Raw genomic sequence first — 19526 nt, 5'->3', positions numbered from 1 at the left:
CACTTAAAGCCGTGCCCGAAGCGCCTCGTTCATCGCGCTCACGGGGGCGTCTCGACCAGTCCAGCGCTCGAAAGCTTCCACTCCCTGATACAAAAGCATCCACGCGCCGTCGATGGTGGTCGCGCCTCGCTCGCGGGCCTCGCGGAGGAGTCGCGTGTCGAGCGGGCGGTAGACCGCGTCCAGCACCGCGAGGTCGGCGTGGAGCGCCTCGGCCGGGACCGGCGACACGTCCTCCTCCATGCCGACGCTCGTGGCGTTGACCAGCACCTCGGCGTCGGAGACGTGCGACTCCAGCGAGGCGAGGCCGCCCGCGGTCGAACCTTTCAGGTCGTCCGCGAGTCGCTCGGCGCGCTCGACCGTCCGGTTGGCGATGTGGACCGCCGCCCCGGCGTCGGCGAGCGCGAACGCCGCCGCCCGGGCCGCCCCGCCAGCGCCGACGACGACCGCGTCCTTCCCCGCGAGGGTCACGTCGTGGTGGGCGAACGACCGGCGGACACCCGCCGCGTCGGTATTGTGGCCGGTGGGGGGCTTCTCCTCGTCGCCGGAGAAGTCGATGGTGTTGACCGCGCCGATTCGGGCCGCGAGGTCGTCGGGGTCGACGTGGTCGAGGGCGTCCTCTTTGAACGGAATCGTGACGTTCAGGCCCGAGATTCCGAGTGCGGCCGCGCCCTCGATTGCTCGGCCGAGGTCGTCGGGGTCCGGTTCGAAGGTGACGTACCGAGCGTCCATCCCGAGTTCGTCGTAGGCCGCCTCGTGCATCGGCGGCGACAGCGAGTGACCGACCGGATTTCCGAGGAGTCCGAACACGTCCATGCCCGATTGATGGTCCGCCCTCGGGTTAACTGGTTGGTTTCGGGACCGGGTGACCGGTTCTCGAAATCTGGAATTATCCAAATACTTATCATGGTCCTCCGATTCGGTCGGCAGTATAGGACAGATGATACCGCTTCAAGCGTTAGCTAGTTCATTGGTTTCGGTTGATACGATATATCTCGTCGGAGGAATTCTCCTCCTGTATCTCGGCGCGGAGTTGCTGGTAGACAGCGCGTCGTCGCTGGCCGTCGGCTACGGCATCAACCCCGCGACGGTCGGCGTCACCATCGTCGCGTTCTCGACGACTGCGCCCGAACTGTTCGTCAGTATGGTCGGCGGCATCGGCATCTCGGGGGACATCGGACTGGGCAACATCATCGGGTCGAACATCGCCAACATCGGGTTGGTCCTCGGCGCGTCGGCGATGGTCAGCCCGCTCTCGGTCGATTCGAAGATTCTCTGGCGACACGGCCCGTTCATGCTCGCGGCCGCAGTCCTGCTCATCGTCCTCGGGAGCGACGGGCGACTCGGGCAGTTCGACGGCGTCGGACTCCTCGCGCTGTTGGCCGTCTTCACCGGGTACATGATCTACAACTCCTGGTCGGCGGACGAGGAGGTCCTCCCCGACGAGATGCAGGTCGAGTCGGACGAGGGGTCGGTGAGCGCCCGACAGCTCGCCGTGCTGGCTGGCGCGGGACTCTGCCTTCTGGGCGGGTCGGTCGGCCTCGTGCAGGGCGGGACGGGCCTCCTGCGGTCGTTCGGCTTCGGTGACCTCTTCATCGGTATCACCATCATCGCGTTCGGCACGTCGCTCCCGGAACTGGCGACTTCGCTGGTGAGTTCGCTCCGCGACGAGGCCGAGTTCAGCATCGGCAACGTCGTCGGGTCGAACATCTACAACGTCCTCGCGGTCATCGGACTCCTCGCGGTGGTCAATCCCCTCTCGGTGAACACGAGCGTCCAGACCTTCCACTTCCCGGTGATGATAGCGTTCACCGTCGGTGCGATTGCGCTGATGGCCCTCGGCCGCGACATCTCGCGTCCGAGCGGCGTCGCGCTCGTCGCGGCCTACGGCGGGTTCGTCTACTTCCTGCTACCCTGAGGCATAACGCAAGACCTACTTGCTGGGGTGAGCTATCCTCTGGCAGAATGTTGGGTCGTTTACGTCATCCTCTTGCCGCAGTCGGCGCGACGACGGCGCTCACGCTCCCGTGGCTGTTCGTCTGGGCGACGGGCGGCACGCCCGGTCTGAGCCACCTCCAGACGGTCGCAATCACCGGCGTGGCCGTCCTCGGTGCCTCCTTCATGCTCGCGTGGGGTGCCGAGACCGCCGAGGAGGATGTGCCTCGCGCCTTCGCGCTGGCCGTTCTCGCGGTCCTCGCGGTGGCACCGGAGTACGCCGTCGACGCGCTCTATGCGTGGACAGCAGGCGCGAACGCTGGCACAGCACGCGGTGCCGAAGCCGCGAACCTCGCAGTCGCCAACATGACCGGCGCGAACCGCATCCTCATCGGTCTGGGCTGGTCCGCGATTGCGCTGTTCACGGTCTATCGCGCGGGGAGCTCGTCTGATACTGCCGTGAGCAAAGAGTCCGGGTTCCTCACCAGCAACGTCGAACTCGACCACGACATCGCCACCGAAATCGCCTTCCTGCTGGCGGCGACCGCGTTCGCGTTCTTCGTCCCGCTCGGCGGCGGTATCGGCATGCTCGACACCGTCGTCCTCGTCGGCCTCTACGTGACCTACATCGCCATCATCATCCGGGGCGAAGTCGATGAGACCGACGAACAGGTCGGGGTCCCCGCCTACTTCCAGTCGTACTCGAAGGGACCGCGAATCGCCTCGGTCCTCTTTCTGTTCGGCTACTCGGGCTTCATGATTTACACTGCGGTCCACCCCTTCGCCCACGGACTCGAATCGCTCGGGAAGGCCATCGGCGTCCCGGCGTTCTTCATGATTCAGTGGATCGCACCGCTGGCCTCCGAGTCGCCGGAACTCATCGTCGTCGCCTATCTGGTCAACAAGGCGCGCTCGACTGCCGGGTTCAACGCGCTCATCTCCTCGAAGCTCAACCAGTGGACCCTGCTCATCGGGACGCTCGCGGTCGTCTACTCCATCGCCTCGGGCCAAATCGGCGCGCTCCCCTTCGACGAGAAGCAGCAGGCCGAAATCTGGATTACCGCGGCACAGAGCTTCTTCGCCATCGCCATCCTGTCTAACTTCGAGATTAGCGTCCGCGAGGCAATCGCCCTGCTGGTGCTGTTCGCCACCCAGATTATCGCGGAGTTCTACGTCATCCAGACGATGGCCGACGCGCAGGCCCACGAGCTGAGTCTCCTCATCCTCTACGCCTACACGGTCGTCTACCTCGTCCTCGGCGCGGTGCTGTTCTTCCAGCGCCGCAGGGAGGTCCGCGCGCTGTTCGGTCGGACGATTTCGACCGCCCGCGAAGCCATGGGCGGCCAGTCGAGCCACGCGGAACACGCCGACTGACCGCCGACCGCCGACTGCCAACCGCCGACTGCCGACCGCCGACCGATTCCGACGACCCCTTCTTCGACGCGCTTTTCTTCCGGTCGTGCCGTAGGTTCGAGCGTGATTGCCATCGTCGTCAGCAGCGCCGACTCGGCCTCGGTTCACATCGGCGACCACCTGTTGGACCTCGCCGACTGGGAGACCCGCGAGGACGACTCCCGACCCGACGCCGAGGGCGGCGGCACGGTCTACGTTCGAGAGGGATTCGAGTTGCGGGAGTTCGACGCACTCCACCTCGAAATCGAGGACGCGGCCGAACCGTTCCGCGATTCGACCGGCCACTCCGAGGACCCCGACCTGCTCGTGTTCGCCTCGCGGCACTCCGGAGACACCGGCCCCCTGCTGACGGCCCACTTCACGGGCAACTTCGGTCCCGCCGAGTACGGCGGCACCGAGGGCGGCCTCGCCGAGACCTGCCCCAACGCTCACGCTCGGCTCCTCGAAGCCTTCGAGGAGTACGCCCCCGAGTCCTACGAGGTCGGGATGGAGTGTACCCACCACGGCCCCTCGGAAGTCGGCGTCCCCTCGCTGTTCGCCGAGTTGGGGAGCGCCGAGTCCGAGTGGGAGGACCCCGAGGGAGCGCGAGCAGTCGCCCGAGGTATCCTCGACTTGGAGGGAGTGCAAGCGCACCGCGAGCGCCAAATCGTCGGCTTCGGCGGGGGCCACTACGTCCCGCGGTTCACTCGCATCGAGCGCGAGACCGACTGGGCGGTCGGCCACATCGCGGCCGACTGGGTACTGGACGCGATGGGGTCACCCGAGCAGAATCGGGAGGTGATTCGCCGGGCCTTCGAGGAGAGTCGAGCCGAGCGCGCGGTCGTGGAGGGCGAGTATCCGGAACTGAAATCGGTGATTCGTGAACTGGGCTACGACGTGGTGGGCGAGACGTGGGTCCGCGAGACGACCGGCGTCGCCCTCGACCTCGTGGAGAACCTCGAATCTGACCTCGCTCCGATTTCGTCGGGCCTGCGCTTCGGCGACCACGCCGCAGGGTCCGAGGGCGATTCGGGCGAGTACGAAGCCGATTCGGGCGAGTACGAAATCGTCTCGCTTCCCGACGACCTCCTCGTGGAGGTCCAGGGCATCGACGCCGAGGAGACCCGCGAGGCGGTCGCGTCCCACACCGTCGCGTTCGAGACCGAGCAGAGCGGGACCCGGGCCGCGGGTCGGGCCGCGGTCCGCGGGCCGGACGACCGCGAGGCGCTGGTCGCTGATTTGGCGGACTTGCTGGGCGAGAAGTACGACTCCGTGGCGCGCGAGGAGGGCGCAGTCGTGGCCCGCGAAGTGACGTTCGACCCCGAGAAAGCGCGTACTTTGGGAGTCGAGGAGGGACCGGCCTTCGGCAAGCTCTCGGCGGGCCAATCCGTCACGGTCGATGGCAAAGAAATCGACCCGGAGACGGTTCAGTCGGAGCGAGTTCGCCGGTTCGAGATCTAATTTCGGCCGTCTGACGCGCTAAATGTCACCGAATGTCAGACATTCGTCCGACATAGAGGGGAAAGATAATTAAGCTCCGTTCTCAAGGCAACTTCAGCATGGACTCGCTAGTCGAAGACGCCATCGAGGAAGCCGAGGGGGGACAGGACTCCCGACAGGCCAGTTCGGGGGCCGGGGCGAAGTCGCAGGCCGCGAACGCCTCGGGGACGATGACCGACGAGGAACTCAAAGACGTACTCCAAGACCTCCAGACCGACATCACGGTCGTCGGCTGTGGCGGTGCTGGCGGTAACACCGTCAACCGCATGGCCGAGGAGGGCATCCACGGCGCGAAGCTCGTGGCGGCGAACACCGACGTACAGCACCTCGTGGAAATCGAGGCCGACACCAAGATTCTGATGGGCGAGCAGAAGACCCAAGGCCGGGGCGCTGGCTCGCTCCCGCAGGTCGGCGAGGAGGCCGCCCTCGAAAGTCAGGAAGAAATTTACGACGCCATCCAAGGCTCGGACATGGTGTTCGTCACCGCCGGACTCGGCGGTGGGACGGGCACCGGTTCGGCCCCGGTGGTCGCCAAGGCCGCCCGCGAGTCCGGCGCGCTGACTATCTCCATCGTCACGACGCCCTTTACCGCGGAGGGCGAGGTCCGCCGGACCAACGCCGAGGCCGGTCTGGAGCGCCTGCGCGACGTTTCCGACACGGTCATCGTCGTGCCCAACGACCGCCTGCTCGACTCGGTGGGCAAGCTTCCGGTCCGACAGGCGTTCAAGGTGGCCGACGAGGTCCTGATGCGCTCGGTCAAGGGAATCACGGAACTCATCACCAAGCCCGGCCTCGTGAATCTGGACTTCGCCGACGTTCGCACCGTCATGGAGAAAGGCGGCGTGGCGATGATCGGCCTCGGCGAGAGCGATTCCGACGCCAAGGCCCAGGACTCGGTCAAGTCCGCGCTCCGGTCGCCCCTGCTGGACGTGGACATCTCCGGCGCGAACTCCGCGCTGGTCAACGTCACCGGCGGCAACGACATGTCCATCGAGGAGGCCGAAGGCGTAGTCGAAGAAATCTACGACCGCATCGACCCCGACGCCCGCATCATCTGGGGGACCTCCATCGACGAGGAACTCGACGGCGAGATGCGCACGATGATCGTCGTGACCGGCGTCGAGTCGCCCCAGATTTACGGCCGCAACGAGGCCCAGCAGGCCAAGGCCAACAAGCGACTGCAAGATATCGACTACGTGGAGTAGTCCAGTCCGCTCGGCCTCCTCGGCCCGCCCTGCCCCGCCTCCCTCCTCGTTCGCTGGTTCGGGAGCGATAGCTGTAGCGATTTTTATTCGAGAGCCGATTTCGGCGCTGTGTCGTGACGACCGACCAACCGACGGGTTGCGCTCGGCAGAACAACCACCAGCGAACGCTCGGCGGAACAACCACCAGCGAACGCTCGGCGAATCAATCATCACGGGTGGGATGAAGGGGCCGCCCGGTCGCGGGCCGTCAGGCCCCGTGGTCGTCTGGCCGACCCCTATCTGCGGCGGGCGTTGCTGAGAGCCGCAGATATGTCGGCCCGGCCACCGCCGCCGGGCGGGGGCTTCAAGAAGACATCACCACGGCAGTTCTGCTGTTTGCGGTCACAATCACGTCAAGACGAAGCGACCGGGCGGGGACTTCAAGAGGACATCACCACGGCAGTTCTGGTGTTCGCGGCCACAACCACATCGAGACGAACTCGAAAAAGAAGACCAAAAGCCACCCCGTCACACACCCCAACTACCGCGTCGATAGCAATAGATATAGAAAGGACGCTCTCTAAGCCCCGATAACATGGACGTCAAGTTAGACCTCTCGTCGTACATCCGAGTGCTGAAGCTCGCCAGCACGCCCTCTTGGGAGGAGTTCTCGAAGATTTCGAAGATCGCGGGTGCGGGAATCATCCTCGTCGGCCTGCTCGGCTTTATCATCTTCGCCATCATGAGTTTCATCCCAACGTAGGTGACGCAAAATGGGAATGTACGCAGTCAAGACGACCGCAAGTCAGGAGCGCACCGTCGCGGACATGATCATCAACCGCGAGGAGCCGGAGATTCACGCCGTCCTCGCGCCCGACTCGCTGACGAGCTACGTGATGGTCGAGGCCGACAACGACGCGGTCATCACCCGCGTTCTGGAGGAGATTCCCCACGCTCGGAGCATGGTGCCGGGCAAGAGCGACATCTCCGAGGTGGAACACTTCCTGTCGCCGACGCCCGACGTGGAGGGCATCGCCGAGGGGGACATCGTGGAACTCATCGCCGGGCCGTTCAAGGGCGAGAAGGCGCAGGTCCAGCGCATCGACGAGGGCAAAGACCAAGTGACGGTCGAACTGTACGAGGCGACCGTCCCGATTCCGGTTACGGTTCGCGGCGACCAGATTCGGGTTCTCGATTCGGAAGAGCGGTAACTGGGTAGCGCGGTTTTTGTGGTTTTTCTCGTAGCTAGGGAGTTGTAGTGTCGGTTTTCTTCGGAGGCGAGACGGTTATCGAGAAGGGTGAGGTGAGTGACGAGACGGTTATCGAGAAGAGTGAGGTGAGTGACGAGACGGTTATCAAGAAGGGTGAGGTGAGTGACGAGACGGTTATCAAGAAGGGTGAGGTGAGTGACGAGACGGTTATCGAGACGAAGCTAGCTATTGCCGAAGCCTAGGGGTCACCGCCCCGCACCGCGGCCGCGGGCCACACCCTCCCCAACCGATTGCGTTGTCTGCGAATCACGTTCGCAGATCAGCGAGACGCGGAGCGTCTCGCAAGCCTCAGTCGTCGCTCCCTCCGGTCGCTCCTCCTTGCGCTACTCATCCCTCGCGCGGTTCGGCGCGGCGCACAAGAGCGCCGCGCCAGCGCGCGCCGAACCGCTGTTGTAAAGATGTGCTAAACAATTATAGAACCACTCTCAGAAAATAATATAATTTCTAAAGAAACGAATTATATTACCGAAGTTCGAACTCGACGCCCTCCACGCCCTGACCGTCCTCACCCGTGAACGCGCTGGCGACGCCAGCACCGAGGGCGTAGGCGACCGATTGGGACCCGCCGCGGACGCGCTCCATCAGGTTGCGCTCGGGTGCGAACTCCTCGACCGTGACCTCCTCGACGCCGAGGTCCGCGGCGAGGCGGTCTTTCACCGCGCGCTTGGTGCCGAGTTCGTCCACGAGGCCGATGGACTCGGCCTCCTCGCCGAGATACACCTTCGCCTCGGTGTCCCGGACCTGCTCGTCGCTGAGTTCGCGGCCGTCGGTCACGCGCTCGACGAACTCGTCGTAGTAGCCGTCGATGAGGTTCTGGAGGTACGCGCGCTCGTCCTCGGTCATCTCCTTGAGCGAGTTGCCCGCGTCCTTGTACTTGCCCGCCGCGAGGCGCTCGTACTCCAAGCCGAGTTTGTCGGCGGCCTCCGCGGCGTTGACCCGCGAGCCGATGACGCCGATGGAGCCGACGATGCTCCCGTCGCGGGCGTAGATGGCGTCACAGCCGCTGGCTATCCAGTAGCCCCCGCTGGCGCAGGTGTCGGTAGCGTAGGCGACCGTCGGGCCGTCGAAGCGCTCTGCCGCGACCCGGATGTCGTCGCTGGGCACGACCTGCCCGCCGGGCGTGTTGAGCTTCAGCAGGAGCGCCTGAGCGTTGGCGTCCTCGTCGGCGCGCTCGATTTGTTCCACCACGTCGTCTGCCGAGGCCCCGCCGGGCCGCGGCGGGAAGGTGCTTCCGCCGCCGTCGCGGGTAATCGGCCCCTCGACGGCGACCTCGGCCACGTCGTAGCCAGCGAACCGCGAGGAGGCGATGGCTCCGGCCGCTCGCGCCCCGACGACGCCCGCGAGGACCGCCAGCACGACCCCGAGGAGTCGCGCGAGGTTGCCCTCGGGGACGACCACGAACAGCATCCACCCGAGCGCGACCGCCACCGCGACGCCGACCAACACGAGAAAGAACTGTGCGACCTGCGCGGCCCGCGAGCTACCGGCCACGACCGCTCACCTCGATGAATCGCATACCACCGATTGAGGACCGGCGCGCCGTTAAGCCTTCGCCTACGTGAGAATGGGGTGTTCGGTCGAGTGGTCGTTGTCGTTGATGATGACGTGATTGTGGCCGTAAACAGCAGGGCTACAGTGGTGAGGTCTTCTTGAAGCCCCCGCCCGGTCGCGGTCACTCTGTGAGATATTTCCGCGCTCTCCGCACAGCTCGCGCGGAAATAGTGGCTCACAGAGACGACCACGGGTCTTCGACCCGCGACCGGGCGGCCCCTTCATCCCACCCCGACGGTTGATTCGCCGAGCGTTCGCTGGCGGGTGAAACCAGCTCGAGAACCAACAGAAGGGAAAATCCGCATTTCAGAACGCCACGACCGTCGAGCCGACGAGGAAGATGGTCACGAGGAGTCGCCCGACGCTTCCCGCGAACGTCGCCAGCGCGAACTTGGCGTAGTCCTCTTCGAGGACCGCGAAGGCGTAAATCGAGACCGTGTCGGGGAAGAAGGGCACCGACAGGGCCAGCGCCATCCCGAGATAGCCCCACTTCTTGGCGAGTTCGACCGTCTTGTTCTCGGACCACTCGATGACGTCGAAGCGCGAGCGCCGGAGAAAGCTGATGATTGGCCCGGATTCCTTGGCCTCCTGACCGATGTGGAAGGCGAGGATGCTCCCGGCGGCTTTGCCGACCGCACTGACGAGGATGATGATGCCCAGACGCTCGACCTGCGTGAGTCCGAGGTCCAGCGGCGCGACCAGCACCACCTCGCTCACGCCGGGAAGCGCGAACGCGATGAGGAAGGAGTAGACGAAGATGATGCCGAGTCCGACCCAACCGGTCGCTGTTGCCACGAGGTGTTCCATCCACTCGAAAGACCCGAGACCGAGACCTTCGAGGAGCGCAGGGGCGACGACGGAGTACACGCTCGGAGAAGGTAGTACCACGATTATCAGTTTTATGTCTTGGTCGTGCGAGATTTCCCGCGAAAGGATGTCCTGATACCGACGCCGATGGCGAACAGACTCATGCCCGTCCGCCCGCTACTCGGTTGCATGTTCGACCACGAGTACACCCTCGTCGCCCATCCGCGACTCCGAGCGCGACTCTCCTACCGGAGCGACGACGGCGACCTCGCGGCCGCGAGCGTCGAGTTCGACTACCGGCGCGACGAGCGTTGGACCGAGGAGGGAACCGCAGTCGAAGTTCCGACCCGAGCCGATTCCGCCGAACGCCCCGAGAAAGCCGACATCGAGTGGCAGGACCTCTCGATTTCGCTCTACCGGGACGGCGAGCGCGTGCTGTCGAGGGAGTACTCCTCGGACTCGCTCCTCTCGGACGCCATCGACGCGGTGGACGCCGTCGAGACAATCGCCCCGTCTGTCGTCCGTCGGGGCAAGCGCGCCGCCAAGCGCGTCGCCAGCAAGCGCCCCGGCGGTCGAGTCCAGATGCGCCAACTCGACGGTTCGACCGTCGAGGCGCTGCGCCCGCCAGCGCAGGCCACCTTCGAGGTCTACGAGGGCAGAGACGAGAAGTGGCGCTGGCGACTCGTCCACGACAACGGCAACGTCGTCGCCGACTCCGGGCAGGGCTACTCGTCGCGGCAGGCCGCCGAGAAGGGCCTCCGGAGCGTCAAGCGCAACGCGCTGGGGGCACCAGTCGAGCGCGTCGGCGGCGAGACCGAGCGCGACGTGCGAGCGAGTTCCGACGCCGAGAACGAGAGTTCGGGCACGGAACCCGCCGAGTCGTAACTCGTTCGTCGGTCGATTTCGCTTTCCCGCGTTCTCCTCGGCTTCCAGCCCACTGACAGTTGTAGCTTCTCCATCGGGTATTACGACGCTGAAAGCAAGTCTTGCACGTCTGAATCGGCGTTGATTCGGTCGCAAAGTCACTAAACCGGTCGCAATCTGGGTTGAGGGCTGTGGGGGTTCAAATCGCTCGCAGCCATGGACAACGTTGGGTGCTAACAGATGACACCTGATACGGGAGAAGACGAACAGACCGGAACAGTTTCGCGGCGGAGGGTACTGCGGAGCGCGGCGGCCGCGGTGGCCGGACTCGGCGTCGCCTCGGGGGCGGCGTCGGCAGGTCAGCGCCACCGCGGCGCGGCGATGAGCGGCGCGATTCGGGGGAGCATGCAGGCGCAGTTTCAGGGCGTCGAGGTGACCCAAGCCCAGCGACAGGCCGCCATCGACGGCGCGGTCGCGGCCGCGGTGCAGGCCCAGAACGTGACGGCCCAGCAAGTGCAGGTGGCCTCGCAGGGCGCGGCGTTCGGCGCGCTCGTGCAGGTCCAGACCGTCACCATCACGCAGGTTCAAGTCGCAGTGCAGGGGGCGACCGGCGGTGCGCTGGAGCAGTCCCAGTCGGCGTCGGTGCGACAGATTCAGGCCGCCTCGCAGGGCGCGGCCTACGGCGCGCTGAGCCAGTCGCAGTCGGCGACGGTGCGGCAGGTTCAGGCGGCGGCGCAGGGCGCTTCGCAGGGGGCGCTGATGCAATCACAGGAGGCGTCGGTCGCGCAGGTTCAGACCGCGGCACAGGAGGGCGCTGGCGGCGCAATCAGCCAGTCTCAGTCGGCGTCGGTGACGCAGGTCCAAATCGCGGCTCAGGAGGACGCCTGCTCGAAGGCGGGCGACGACTCGAACTGTCGCTGACTACAGCGCGTCGAGGTCCGCGACGAACTCCTCCAGCATCTCGCGGGTGACGTGGGGCATGCAGACCACCCGGAGTTCGCCGGTCGCGGTGGGCGAGACGCGCCAGCCCTCGTCCTGCAACGCCTCGATTTCTTCGCGCGGGATGTCGGCGGCCACCAGCGGCAGAATCGGTTCGACGACGTCGTAGCCCCGGGATTCGAGCGCGTCGGCTATCCACTCGGCGTTTTTCTGTCCGCACTCGTAGTTCTCGCGGTAGCCCTCGGACCACAGCGCGTCCATCGCGGCGTGGGCACCGGCCACGCCAGCACCGCTCCGGGTGCCGGTCAGCGTCGCCTGCGAGGTCGATTCGAGGTAGGGGGTATCGACCGCCAGCGCGTCGAGGACGGCCTCGTCGCGGGTCAGGAACCCGCCCGCGGGGACCGGCGCTTGGCCCATCTTGTGCGGGTCGATAGCCATCGTGTCCACCGGCGCGTGGTCGAAGTGCCACTCCCAGTCGGTGAACGGCAGGACGAACCCGCCCCACGCCGCATCGACGTGGAGGAGCGCGTTCACATCGGCGGCCACGTCGGCGAGGTCCGGAATCGGGTCTACCCTCCCGTACTCGGTGGTTCCGGCGACACCGACCACGAGCGCGGTCTCCTCGTCGGCGAGGCGTCGGACCTCGGCGAGGTCGGCCCGCCGGTCGTCGTCCACTGGCGCGAGGCGCAACTTCACGTCCAGCACGTCGGCGGCCTTCTGGAAGCTGAAGTGGGCGCTCTCGGGCGCGACGACGTTGGGTGCCGAGGCGTCGGCGAGGTTCCGGGCCGCGCGGACCGCCTGCAAGTTCGCCTCGGTCCCGCCGCTGGCGACGTAGCCCTGCGGGTCGTCGAGGCCGGTCATCTCGCCGAGGAGCGAGACCGCCTCGCGCTCCAACTCGGCGACGGCGGGGTAGGTCGTGGGGTCGCCGGGGTTGTCGGCGAGGAACCGCCGGGCGGCCTCGCGGGCGTCGGGGTGCGGTCGGGTACACATAGAGGAGAGGACCCGCCCGAAGTCCTGCGGCTCTCTCTGCATGCGCGAAAAAATTGCCGGGGACCGTTTAGTGGTTCTGTTATCGGTTTCGGGCGTTTCGTCGGTGACACGATTGGGAATCGCGTGTGACGGTCAGCGTCGTCGGCAGGTGAGAATCGGCTTCGGATTCGGTTCGCTGATTGGAACCTTCTGGGACAGGAGTTGATAGCGGCAGGAAAGAGAATTGACAGCGGCAGGAAAGAGAGTTGACAGCGGCAGGAAAGAGAGTTGACAGCGGCAGGAAAGAGAGTTGATGGCGGCAGGAAGCTAGCTATTGCCGAAGCCGAGGAGTCACCGCAACCGCACCCGCGGGCCTCACACCTCCCCAGCCTCTTCTTTCGCTCCCTCACTTCGTTCGGTCGTTCAGTCATCCCTCGCGCGGTTCGGCGCGGCGACGAGACGCCGCGCCAGCACGCGCCACAGCACCGACTAGAGAATTAGAAACAATGCTCTAAGAAATAGTTCTTTATTCCAAGACCACAATACAATTGCTTGCTACGAACCCGCTACGAAATTAGACTTCGACTGCCAGACCCGCTTCCCGGAGCGCGTCCTCCGCGCTCGCGCCGTCGTGGACCACCGCCGAGACCGCTCGCGTGATGGCTTCGGGGTCGTCGTGCTGGAAGATAGACCGGCCCATCGAGACCCCCGCCGCGCCAGCGTCCATCGCGCCGCGGACCGCTTCGAGGGTGGCGCGGTCGCCCTCGGGAGCGCCCCCGGCGATGACCACCGGGAGGGCGGTCGATTCCACCACGCGCTCGAAGCTCTCGGCGTCGCCGCTGTAGGCGGTCTTGACCACGTCGCTGCCCATCTCCTCGGCGAGGCGGACCGCGTGGCCCAGATTCTCGGCGTCGTGTTCGTCCACGCCGGGGCCGCGGGCGTAGGCCATCGCCAGTACCGGGACGCCGTACTCGTCGGCCGTGTCGGTGACGCGAGCGAGGTCCTCCATCTGCTCGCGCTCGTAGTCGCTCCCGACGTTGATGTGGAGCGAGACGGCGTCCGCGCCCGCCCGGACCGCCTCCTTGACGGTGCCGGTCATGCGCTTGTCGTTGTTGTCGGGACCGATAGAAGTAGAGGCGTTGAGGTGGACGATGTAGCCCGCGCCGTTCTTGTTCGGGTGAACGCGGGGCGCGATGCCCTTCTGGGTCAGCACCGAGTCCGCGCCGCCGCGCGTCACCGCGTCGATTGTCGATTCGATGTCCGCGAGACCTTTCACCGCGCCGAGCGTGATGCCGTGGTCCATCGGGACGATTACGTACTTTCCGTCTGTGCCGATTCGGTCGAGTCGTGCCGCAGTTCCTACGTCCATATTGTGTGAATGTGTGGCAAGGTGTGGTTATTTGCCTTCCGGTTGCGCCATTTCTTCCGCGCCGTCGAGCGCCCCCGCCTTGAGTTCGCGGGCTTTCGCTTCGAGGCGGGCCGCGGTGTCCTCCTGTTCCGAAACAATGTCTACGAACGCGCTCCCGACGACCACGCCGTCTGCGCCGCCGGAGACGATCTCTCTGGCGTGGTCGCGCTCGCTGATGCCGAACCCGACCGCCTTCGGCAGGTCAGTCTCGTCCAGTCGGCCGAGGCTGACGTGGGTCTCGTCGCTCACGTCCGAGCGCGCCCCGGTCGTGCCTAACCGGCCCTGCACGTAGACGAACCCGGTCGCGCGGTCTAACATCCGACCGAGGCGCTCGTCGGTCGTGGTCGGCGCGACGATGAACACGAGGTCGAGGCCGTGGGCGTCACAGGCGGCCTTCAGCGGGTCGCTCTCGTCCACCGGCAGGTCGGGGACGATGAGGCCCGAGATTCCGGCTTCCGCGGCGGCCGCCACGAAGGGTTCCGGTCCCGCTACGTCGTCAGGGCCGTACTGATAAATCAGGTTGTAGTACGTCATGCAGACCAGCGGTACGTCTACCTCCTCGTCCTCGCGCAGGTCCGCCACGAGGTCGAAGTACCGGTCGGGGGTCATCCCGGCGTCTAACGCCCGTCGGATTGCCTGCTGGATGGTCGGCCCCTCCGCGACGGGTTCCGAGAAGGGCAGGCCGAGTTCCACCACGTCGGCCCCGCCGCGGACCAGCGCCCGGACGTACTCCTTGGTCGCCTCGGCGTCCGGGTCGCCCGCCGCGACGTAGGCGACCAGCGCGGGTTCGTCGGCGAAGGCCGCCGTGATGTCGCTCTCGGTCGCCGGGGTATCACTCGCCACCTTCGAACACCTCCATCGAGGGAGCGGCGTCGAGATTCCGCTTGTCGCTCTCCTCGATGACCGTGTCGAGGTCCTTGTCGCCCCGCCCCGAGACGTTGACGACCACGAGGTCCCCGAGCGATTCCGGATTCGCTTCGAGGTAGGCCAGCGCGTGGCTCGACTCCAGCGCGGGGATGATACCCTCCAACTTCGAGAGTCGGTGGAAGGCTTCGAGCGCCGCGTCGTCGCCGACGTTCACGGGCGTCACTCGCCCCTCGTCGGCGAGGTAGGCCAGTTCCGGGCCGACCCCCGAGTAGTCGAGTCCGGCGCTCACGCTGTGGGATTCGAGAATCTGGCCGTCCCGGTTCTGGAGGAGCTTCGTCCTCGCGCCGTGAAGCACGCCCTCCTCGCCGGTCGAGAGCGAGGCCGAGTGGGGCGCGAGGTCTTCCTCCTCGTCGATAGTCAACTCCGAGCCACCGGCTTCCACCGCCACGAGGTCCACCTCGTCGTCGCCGACGAACTCGTGGAAGGCCCCCATCGTGTTCGACCCGCCGCCGGCGCAGGCGACCACGCTGTCGGGGAGTCGGCCCGCCCGGTCTCGGACCTGCTCGCGGGCCTCCTCGGAGATGACCGACTGGAAGTCTCGGACCATCTTGGGGAAGGGATGGGGACCCACGACCGACCCGATGACGTAGTGGGTGTCCTCGACGTTGGTCGCCCAGTCGCGCATCGTCTCGTTGATGGCCTCCTTGAGCGTGCCCGACCCGATGTCCACCGGGTTGACCTCGGCGTCGTGGATGCGCATCCGGAAGACGTTGGGTCGCTGGCGGTTGATGTCGGTCCGGCCCATGTAAATCTCGCAGTCCACGTCGAGGTGGGCCGCCGCCATCGCGGTCGCGGTGCCGTGCTGGCCCGCGCCGGTCTCGGCGATGATGCGGTCCTTGCCCATGTATTTGGCCAGCAGGACCTGTCCGAGGGCGTTGTTCAACTTGTGCGCGCCGCCGTGGAGCAGGTCCTCGCGCTTGAGGTAGACCTCGCGGTCGTAGCGCTCGCTCAGTCGGTCCGCGCGCTGGAGGGGCGTTGGCCGCCCGCCGAAATCTCGCAGGCGCTCCCGAAATTCGTCCACGAAGCCGTCCTCGTTGTCGAGGACGTACCGCTCGTAGGCGTCTGTCAGTTCCTCGATGGCGGGCATCAGCGCCTCGGGGACGTACTGGCCGCCGTAGTCGCCGAATTTGGAATCGGTATCAGTTCGACTCATGTCTGGGTCTCCTCTGGGGTCGCCCCGGTCAACTTCTGGGTGTTCTCGGCTACGTTTCCGTCCATAATCGCGCTCCCGACCAGCAGGCCGTCCGCTCCGGCCTCGACCATTCGGTGGGCGTCGTCAGGGGTGGCGATTCCGCTCTCCGCGACGAGCGTCGCCTCGTCCGGAGCGAAGGGCGCGACGCTCTCGAAGGTTTCGAGGTCCACTTCGAGTTCGGCCAAGTCCCGGTTGTTCACCCCGATAATTTCGGCCCCGGCCCGGACCGCCCGGGCTAACTCCTCGCGGTCGTGGACCTCCACGAGGGGCTGGAAGCCGCGGTCTCTCGCGGCCGAGATCAGGCCTTCGAGGTCGTCGCCGACGAACCGGGCGATGAGCAGAACCGCGTCGGCCTCGACGGTATCGAGTTGGGCCTCGCGCAGGATAAAATCCTTCCGGAGGACCGGCACGTCCACCGCCTCGCGGACCCGCCGGAGGTTCTCGGGCGACCCCTCGAAGTGGTCGGGTTCGGTGAGGACCGAGAGGGCGGCCGCGCCGCCTTCAATCATCCGCTCTGCCAGTTCCACGGGGTCGGCCTCGCGGGTCCCCTCCGTCGTCGGACTCGTCGGTTTGACTTCGGCGACGACTGGGACGCGCCCGTCGGCCTCGGCGTCCGCGAGCGCGTCGGGAAGCGACCGGGAATCGACCGACAGCGGACCGCCGTCGGGACTCCCCCGAGCCTCCGCAGACCGGAGAATGGAGGCGACCGCAGGCGCGAGCTCCTCGCTTTCGTTCATCGTTGTGCATTAACGGACGGAATTGTACATAAGGCTTGCGTTGAGGGGTCGGTCCGCCCGCGGAATCTTCAAGTCCGGACCGCCCGAACCGAGGGGCATGGACGAGAGTAGCGACGCGAACGGCGTTGCTGGTATCTTCGCGCGCGAGTCGTCGTACCTAGAGCGGTACGTCCAACTGGGCGTCGCCAGCGGGCGAGTCCTCAGCGTCTCCTTCCCCGACACGGCCGACGAGGAGGCCGCCGAGGACCACGACCTGCTCGACCGCATCTTCGACTACCTCGACGGCGTCGAGGAGGACGACTTCTCGGACGTGGGGGTTGCGCTCACGATTCCGACCGACCAGCGCAAAGTGCTGGAGCGGGTCCGCGAGATTCCCTACGGCGACCAGATCAACGTCGAGACGCTGGCCCGGATGACCAGCGGCATCGACCACACCGAGGAGGCGGATTTGAACACGGTCCGGACCGCGCTCGACCAGAACCCCGCGCCGTTGCTGATTCCGGACCACCGGGTTCGGGACGGCCCGAGCGCCGCCCCGGCCGTCGTCGAGCAGAAGTTGCGGTCGCTGGAAGGGCTCTGAGACCGGCGAGCAGGCGGCAGTTCCACCAGCGAGCGCGTGACCGCCGACCGGAGCGGTCGGCGGTCATGCACAGGGCATTAGCCAATTTCTTCTTTCTTTAGAACAGGTATTTATTTTCTAAACCAACCTCTCTATTTCTTTCGCGTGACGGCCCCACCCACGGCTACCCGTGCCGAAACGCGGAGAACGAGAGGCTTACGAGGGGCCTGCGAGAGGCCTTCGACGGGCTGAGTCTGCGAAGGTGCCTACGAAAGGCCTGCGAAGGCCTTCGAGGGGCCTACGAGCGCGAGTGTTGCCTATTTGAACCTGAAGGTCTCCAGATTCTTGGGCGCGAACGTTCGCATGTTGAACTCGTGGTAGAGCGACGACGAGAGGTCCTGCGTCGAGGACTCGTCGCCGTGGACGCAGAGAATCTTCTCGGGCCGGGGGTTCATCGTCTTCACGAAGTTCATCAGGCCCTGCCGGTCGGCGTGGCCGGAGAAGCCGTCCACGGTCTCGACGTCGAGTTCGAGTTTGAGCGTGCCGTTGCGGCCGCCGCCGCGGTTCATCGGAATCTCGTCCCAGCCGTTCTGGATGCGTCGGCCGAGCGTCCCCTGCGCCTGATAGCCGACGAAGACCATCCGGTTGTCGGGGTCGCCGCCGAGGTGTTCGAGCCACGACATGATGGGGCCGCCCGTGACCATACCGGACGTCGAGAGGACGATGCACTGGTCGCCGTCGGCGACGTCTTGGCGTTCCTCCTCGCCGCCGTCGATGTGGTTGAACTGGTCGGCGAGGAAGGGGTTCTCGTCCTCGTGGAAGATGCGGTCCCGGAGGTCGTCGCGCAGGTACTCGGGATACGTCGTGTGGATGGCGGTCGCCTCCCAAATCATGCCGTCGAGGTGGACCGGCATCTCGGGGATATCGCCGTTGCGCATCGCCTCCTCAAGGACGAGCATCATCTCTTGGGACCGGCCCACCGCGAAGGCGGGGATGACGACCTTCCCGCCGCGGTCGTAGGCCTCGTTGATGACCTCCTTGAGTCGGCGCTCGGAGTCCTCTTGGTCGGTCTGGTAGTCGTTGCGACCGCCGTAGGTCGATTCGAGGATGAGGGTCTCGACCCGCGGGAAGTCGTTGACCGCGCCGTTGAACAGGCGGGTGTCGTCGTAGTGGATGTCGCCGGAGAACGCGACGTTGTAGAGACCGTCGCCGATGTGGAAGTGACAGACCGCGCTCCCGAGGATGTGACCCGCGTTGTGGAGGGTGAGTTTCACGTCGGGCGCGATGTCGGTCACGTCGCCGTACTCCAGCGGGATGGTGTGCTTGATGGCCTCGCGGACCATCTCGGACTCGTAGGGCGGCGCGCGGCCCTCCTTGGCGGCCACGTCGAGGTAGTCGAGTTGGAGCAGACCCATCAGGTCGCGGGTCGGCTCGGTCGTGTAAATCGGGCCGTCGTAGCCGTACTTGAACAGCAGCGGGATGAGCGCCGAGTGGTCGAGGTGAGCGTGGGTCAGCACCACCGCGTCGATGGTGTTGGCTCCCGCGCCGAGGGCCTCCTCGACTTGGAGGTAGGGCACTTCGTCCTCGGCACCGGGCTTGTCGCCGCAGTCGATGAGGATGCGCGTCTCGGGCGTCGAGAGGATAAAGCTCGCGCGGCCGACCTCACGACAGCATCCGAGGGTCGTGACGCGGACGTACTCGTCGTCGGACATCTCCTCGCGGTGAATCTGGCGACCCACCTTCTCTAAGATGTCGCGGCGCTCGTCGCGCTCCTGTTTCAGGAAGTTCCGGACGTTCGAGACCGTCGAGGACTCGATGGGCGGCGTCCGGACGACTTCGGGCGTCCAGCCGACCTCTTGGGTAATCTCGCGCAGGGTCGAGCCGTGCTTGCCGATGACCATCCCCGGCTTCTCGGCCTCGATGACGACCTCGCCCGTGTCGGCGTGGAAGTCGAGGTCGGTCACGCCCGCCTCTTCCGGGATGACCTCCATGATGTCTTCGCGGGCGTCGGCGGGGCGCGACAGCACGTCGGGGTCGGGCCGGACCGTGATGCGCTTGCGAAGTTGGCTCGCCAACTGGCGAATCAGGTCGCCGTTCCGGGCGAACTTCTTGGGGTCGCGGGTGTACACGACCAGTTCCGGGCCTTCGTACTTCACGTCCGACACCGAGATGTCGCTCGGTAACTCGCTCGTAATCTCTGCTCGCAGGTCCTCTAATTGCTGGTCTACTTTACTCATAGTGAAAAAGTGGTTGCGTCTGTGACCGCGCTGTCCTCCGGGTCGTCCCGAGTGGGC

At 65.9% G+C, this 19526-nt stretch carries 19 protein-coding genes; 10 read left to right on the top strand and 9 right to left on the bottom strand.

The window, feature by feature from the left end:
- Positions 1-3 precede the first annotated feature (3 nt).
- Positions 4-813 carry a shikimate dehydrogenase gene (locus EPL01_RS12025; protein ID WP_135825513.1) on the bottom strand — a complete coding sequence of 270 codons (810 nt, stop codon included), beginning with the start codon at positions 811-813 and terminating at the stop codon, positions 4-6.
- Between the two features lie 124 nt (positions 814-937).
- Between EPL01_RS12025 and EPL01_RS12020 the strand changes: the two genes are divergently transcribed.
- The 7 genes from EPL01_RS12020 to EPL01_RS11990 all read left to right on the top strand — a co-directional run bounded on the left by EPL01_RS12020 (position 938) and on the right by EPL01_RS11990 (position 7461).
- Positions 938-1915 carry a calcium/sodium antiporter gene (locus EPL01_RS12020; protein WP_135825512.1) on the top strand — a complete coding sequence of 326 codons (978 nt, stop codon included), beginning with the start codon at positions 938-940 and terminating at the stop codon, positions 1913-1915.
- Between the two features lie 47 nt (positions 1916-1962).
- Positions 1963-3306 (top strand): sodium/calcium exchanger protein, encoded by a 1344-nt coding sequence (locus EPL01_RS12015; RefSeq protein ID WP_135825511.1) that lies wholly within the window; start codon positions 1963-1965, stop codon positions 3304-3306.
- Positions 3307-3408: 102 nt separating this feature from the next.
- Positions 3409-4785, top strand: coding sequence for a D-aminoacyl-tRNA deacylase (locus EPL01_RS12010; RefSeq protein ID WP_135825510.1), 1377 nt, complete (start codon positions 3409-3411; stop codon positions 4783-4785).
- A gap of 98 nt (positions 4786-4883) precedes the next feature.
- Complete coding sequence (gene ftsZ, locus EPL01_RS12005) at positions 4884-6029, top strand: cell division protein FtsZ (protein WP_135825509.1); 1146 nt, start codon at positions 4884-4886, stop codon at positions 6027-6029.
- Between the two features lie 574 nt (positions 6030-6603).
- Positions 6604-6771 carry a protein translocase SEC61 complex subunit gamma gene (locus tag EPL01_RS12000; protein ID WP_135825508.1) on the top strand — a complete coding sequence of 56 codons (168 nt, stop codon included), beginning with the start codon at positions 6604-6606 and terminating at the stop codon, positions 6769-6771.
- A gap of 10 nt (positions 6772-6781) precedes the next feature.
- Positions 6782-7219: a transcription elongation factor Spt5 gene (locus EPL01_RS11995; protein ID WP_135825507.1), complete on the top strand. Its 438-nt coding sequence runs from the start codon at positions 6782-6784 to the stop codon at positions 7217-7219.
- A gap of 47 nt (positions 7220-7266) precedes the next feature.
- Positions 7267-7461 (top strand): hypothetical protein, encoded by a 195-nt coding sequence (locus EPL01_RS11990; RefSeq protein WP_135825506.1) that lies wholly within the window; start codon positions 7267-7269, stop codon positions 7459-7461.
- A 280-nt stretch (positions 7462-7741) separates the two neighbouring features.
- Here the strand turns inward: EPL01_RS11990 and sppA are convergent, their stop codons facing one another.
- Entirely contained in the window at positions 7742-8770 is a 1029-nt protein-coding gene (gene sppA / locus EPL01_RS11985; protein ID WP_368279404.1) for a signal peptide peptidase SppA, read from the bottom strand.
- 366 nt (positions 8771-9136) lie between these two features.
- The gene (locus tag EPL01_RS11980) at positions 9137-9637 is read right to left on the bottom strand and encodes a YqaA family protein (RefSeq protein WP_135825696.1); all 501 of its coding nucleotides are present in this window, start codon (positions 9635-9637) and stop codon (positions 9137-9139) included.
- Positions 9638-9826: 189 nt separating this feature from the next.
- Here EPL01_RS11980 and EPL01_RS11975 point away from each other — a divergent pair, with 189 nt between their 5' ends.
- Positions 9827-10522, top strand: a complete 696-nt coding sequence (locus EPL01_RS11975) for an HVO_2922 family protein (RefSeq protein ID WP_135825505.1) — start codon at positions 9827-9829, stop codon at positions 10520-10522.
- A gap of 219 nt (positions 10523-10741) precedes the next feature.
- Entirely contained in the window at positions 10742-11422 is a 681-nt protein-coding gene (locus EPL01_RS11970) for a hypothetical protein (RefSeq protein ID WP_135825504.1), read from the top strand.
- Here the strand turns inward: EPL01_RS11970 and mfnA are convergent, their stop codons facing one another.
- The 5 genes from mfnA to trpC form a co-directional block, all read right to left on the bottom strand.
- Positions 11423-12472: a tyrosine decarboxylase MfnA gene (mfnA, locus tag EPL01_RS11965; RefSeq protein ID WP_135825503.1), complete on the bottom strand. Its 1050-nt coding sequence runs from the start codon at positions 12470-12472 to the stop codon at positions 11423-11425. It lies immediately after the preceding gene.
- Between the two features lie 511 nt (positions 12473-12983).
- Complete coding sequence (locus tag EPL01_RS11960) at positions 12984-13778, bottom strand: 2-amino-3,7-dideoxy-D-threo-hept-6-ulosonate synthase (protein ID WP_135825502.1); 795 nt, start codon at positions 13776-13778, stop codon at positions 12984-12986.
- Between the two features lie 27 nt (positions 13779-13805).
- Complete coding sequence (trpA, locus tag EPL01_RS11955; protein ID WP_135825501.1) at positions 13806-14660, bottom strand: tryptophan synthase subunit alpha; 855 nt, start codon at positions 14658-14660, stop codon at positions 13806-13808.
- Positions 14650-15897: a tryptophan synthase subunit beta gene (gene trpB / locus EPL01_RS11950; protein ID WP_135825500.1), complete on the bottom strand. Its 1248-nt coding sequence runs from the start codon at positions 15895-15897 to the stop codon at positions 14650-14652. Before trpB ends, trpA begins: the two co-directional genes overlap by 11 nt.
- A complete protein-coding gene (gene trpC / locus EPL01_RS11945) occupies positions 15894-16673 on the bottom strand; it encodes an indole-3-glycerol phosphate synthase (RefSeq protein WP_135825499.1) in 780 nt (259 codons plus the stop codon). Before trpC ends, trpB begins: the two co-directional genes overlap by 4 nt.
- Before the next feature lie 97 nt (positions 16674-16770).
- Here trpC and EPL01_RS11940 point away from each other — a divergent pair, with 97 nt between their 5' ends.
- Entirely contained in the window at positions 16771-17253 is a 483-nt protein-coding gene (locus tag EPL01_RS11940; RefSeq protein WP_135825498.1) for an MGMT family protein, read from the top strand.
- A gap of 296 nt (positions 17254-17549) precedes the next feature.
- On the opposite strand, the gene EPL01_RS11935 is transcribed toward EPL01_RS11940, so the two are convergent.
- Positions 17550-19469 carry a beta-CASP ribonuclease aCPSF1 gene (locus EPL01_RS11935; RefSeq protein ID WP_135825497.1) on the bottom strand — a complete coding sequence of 640 codons (1920 nt, stop codon included), beginning with the start codon at positions 19467-19469 and terminating at the stop codon, positions 17550-17552.
- Positions 19470-19526 lie beyond the last annotated feature (57 nt).

This window comes from Halorussus ruber (genome assembly GCF_004765785.1).
GTDB lineage: Archaea > Halobacteriota > Halobacteria > Halobacteriales > Haladaptataceae > Halorussus > Halorussus ruber.
This window is presented reverse-complemented; position numbering and strand designations above follow the sequence as displayed.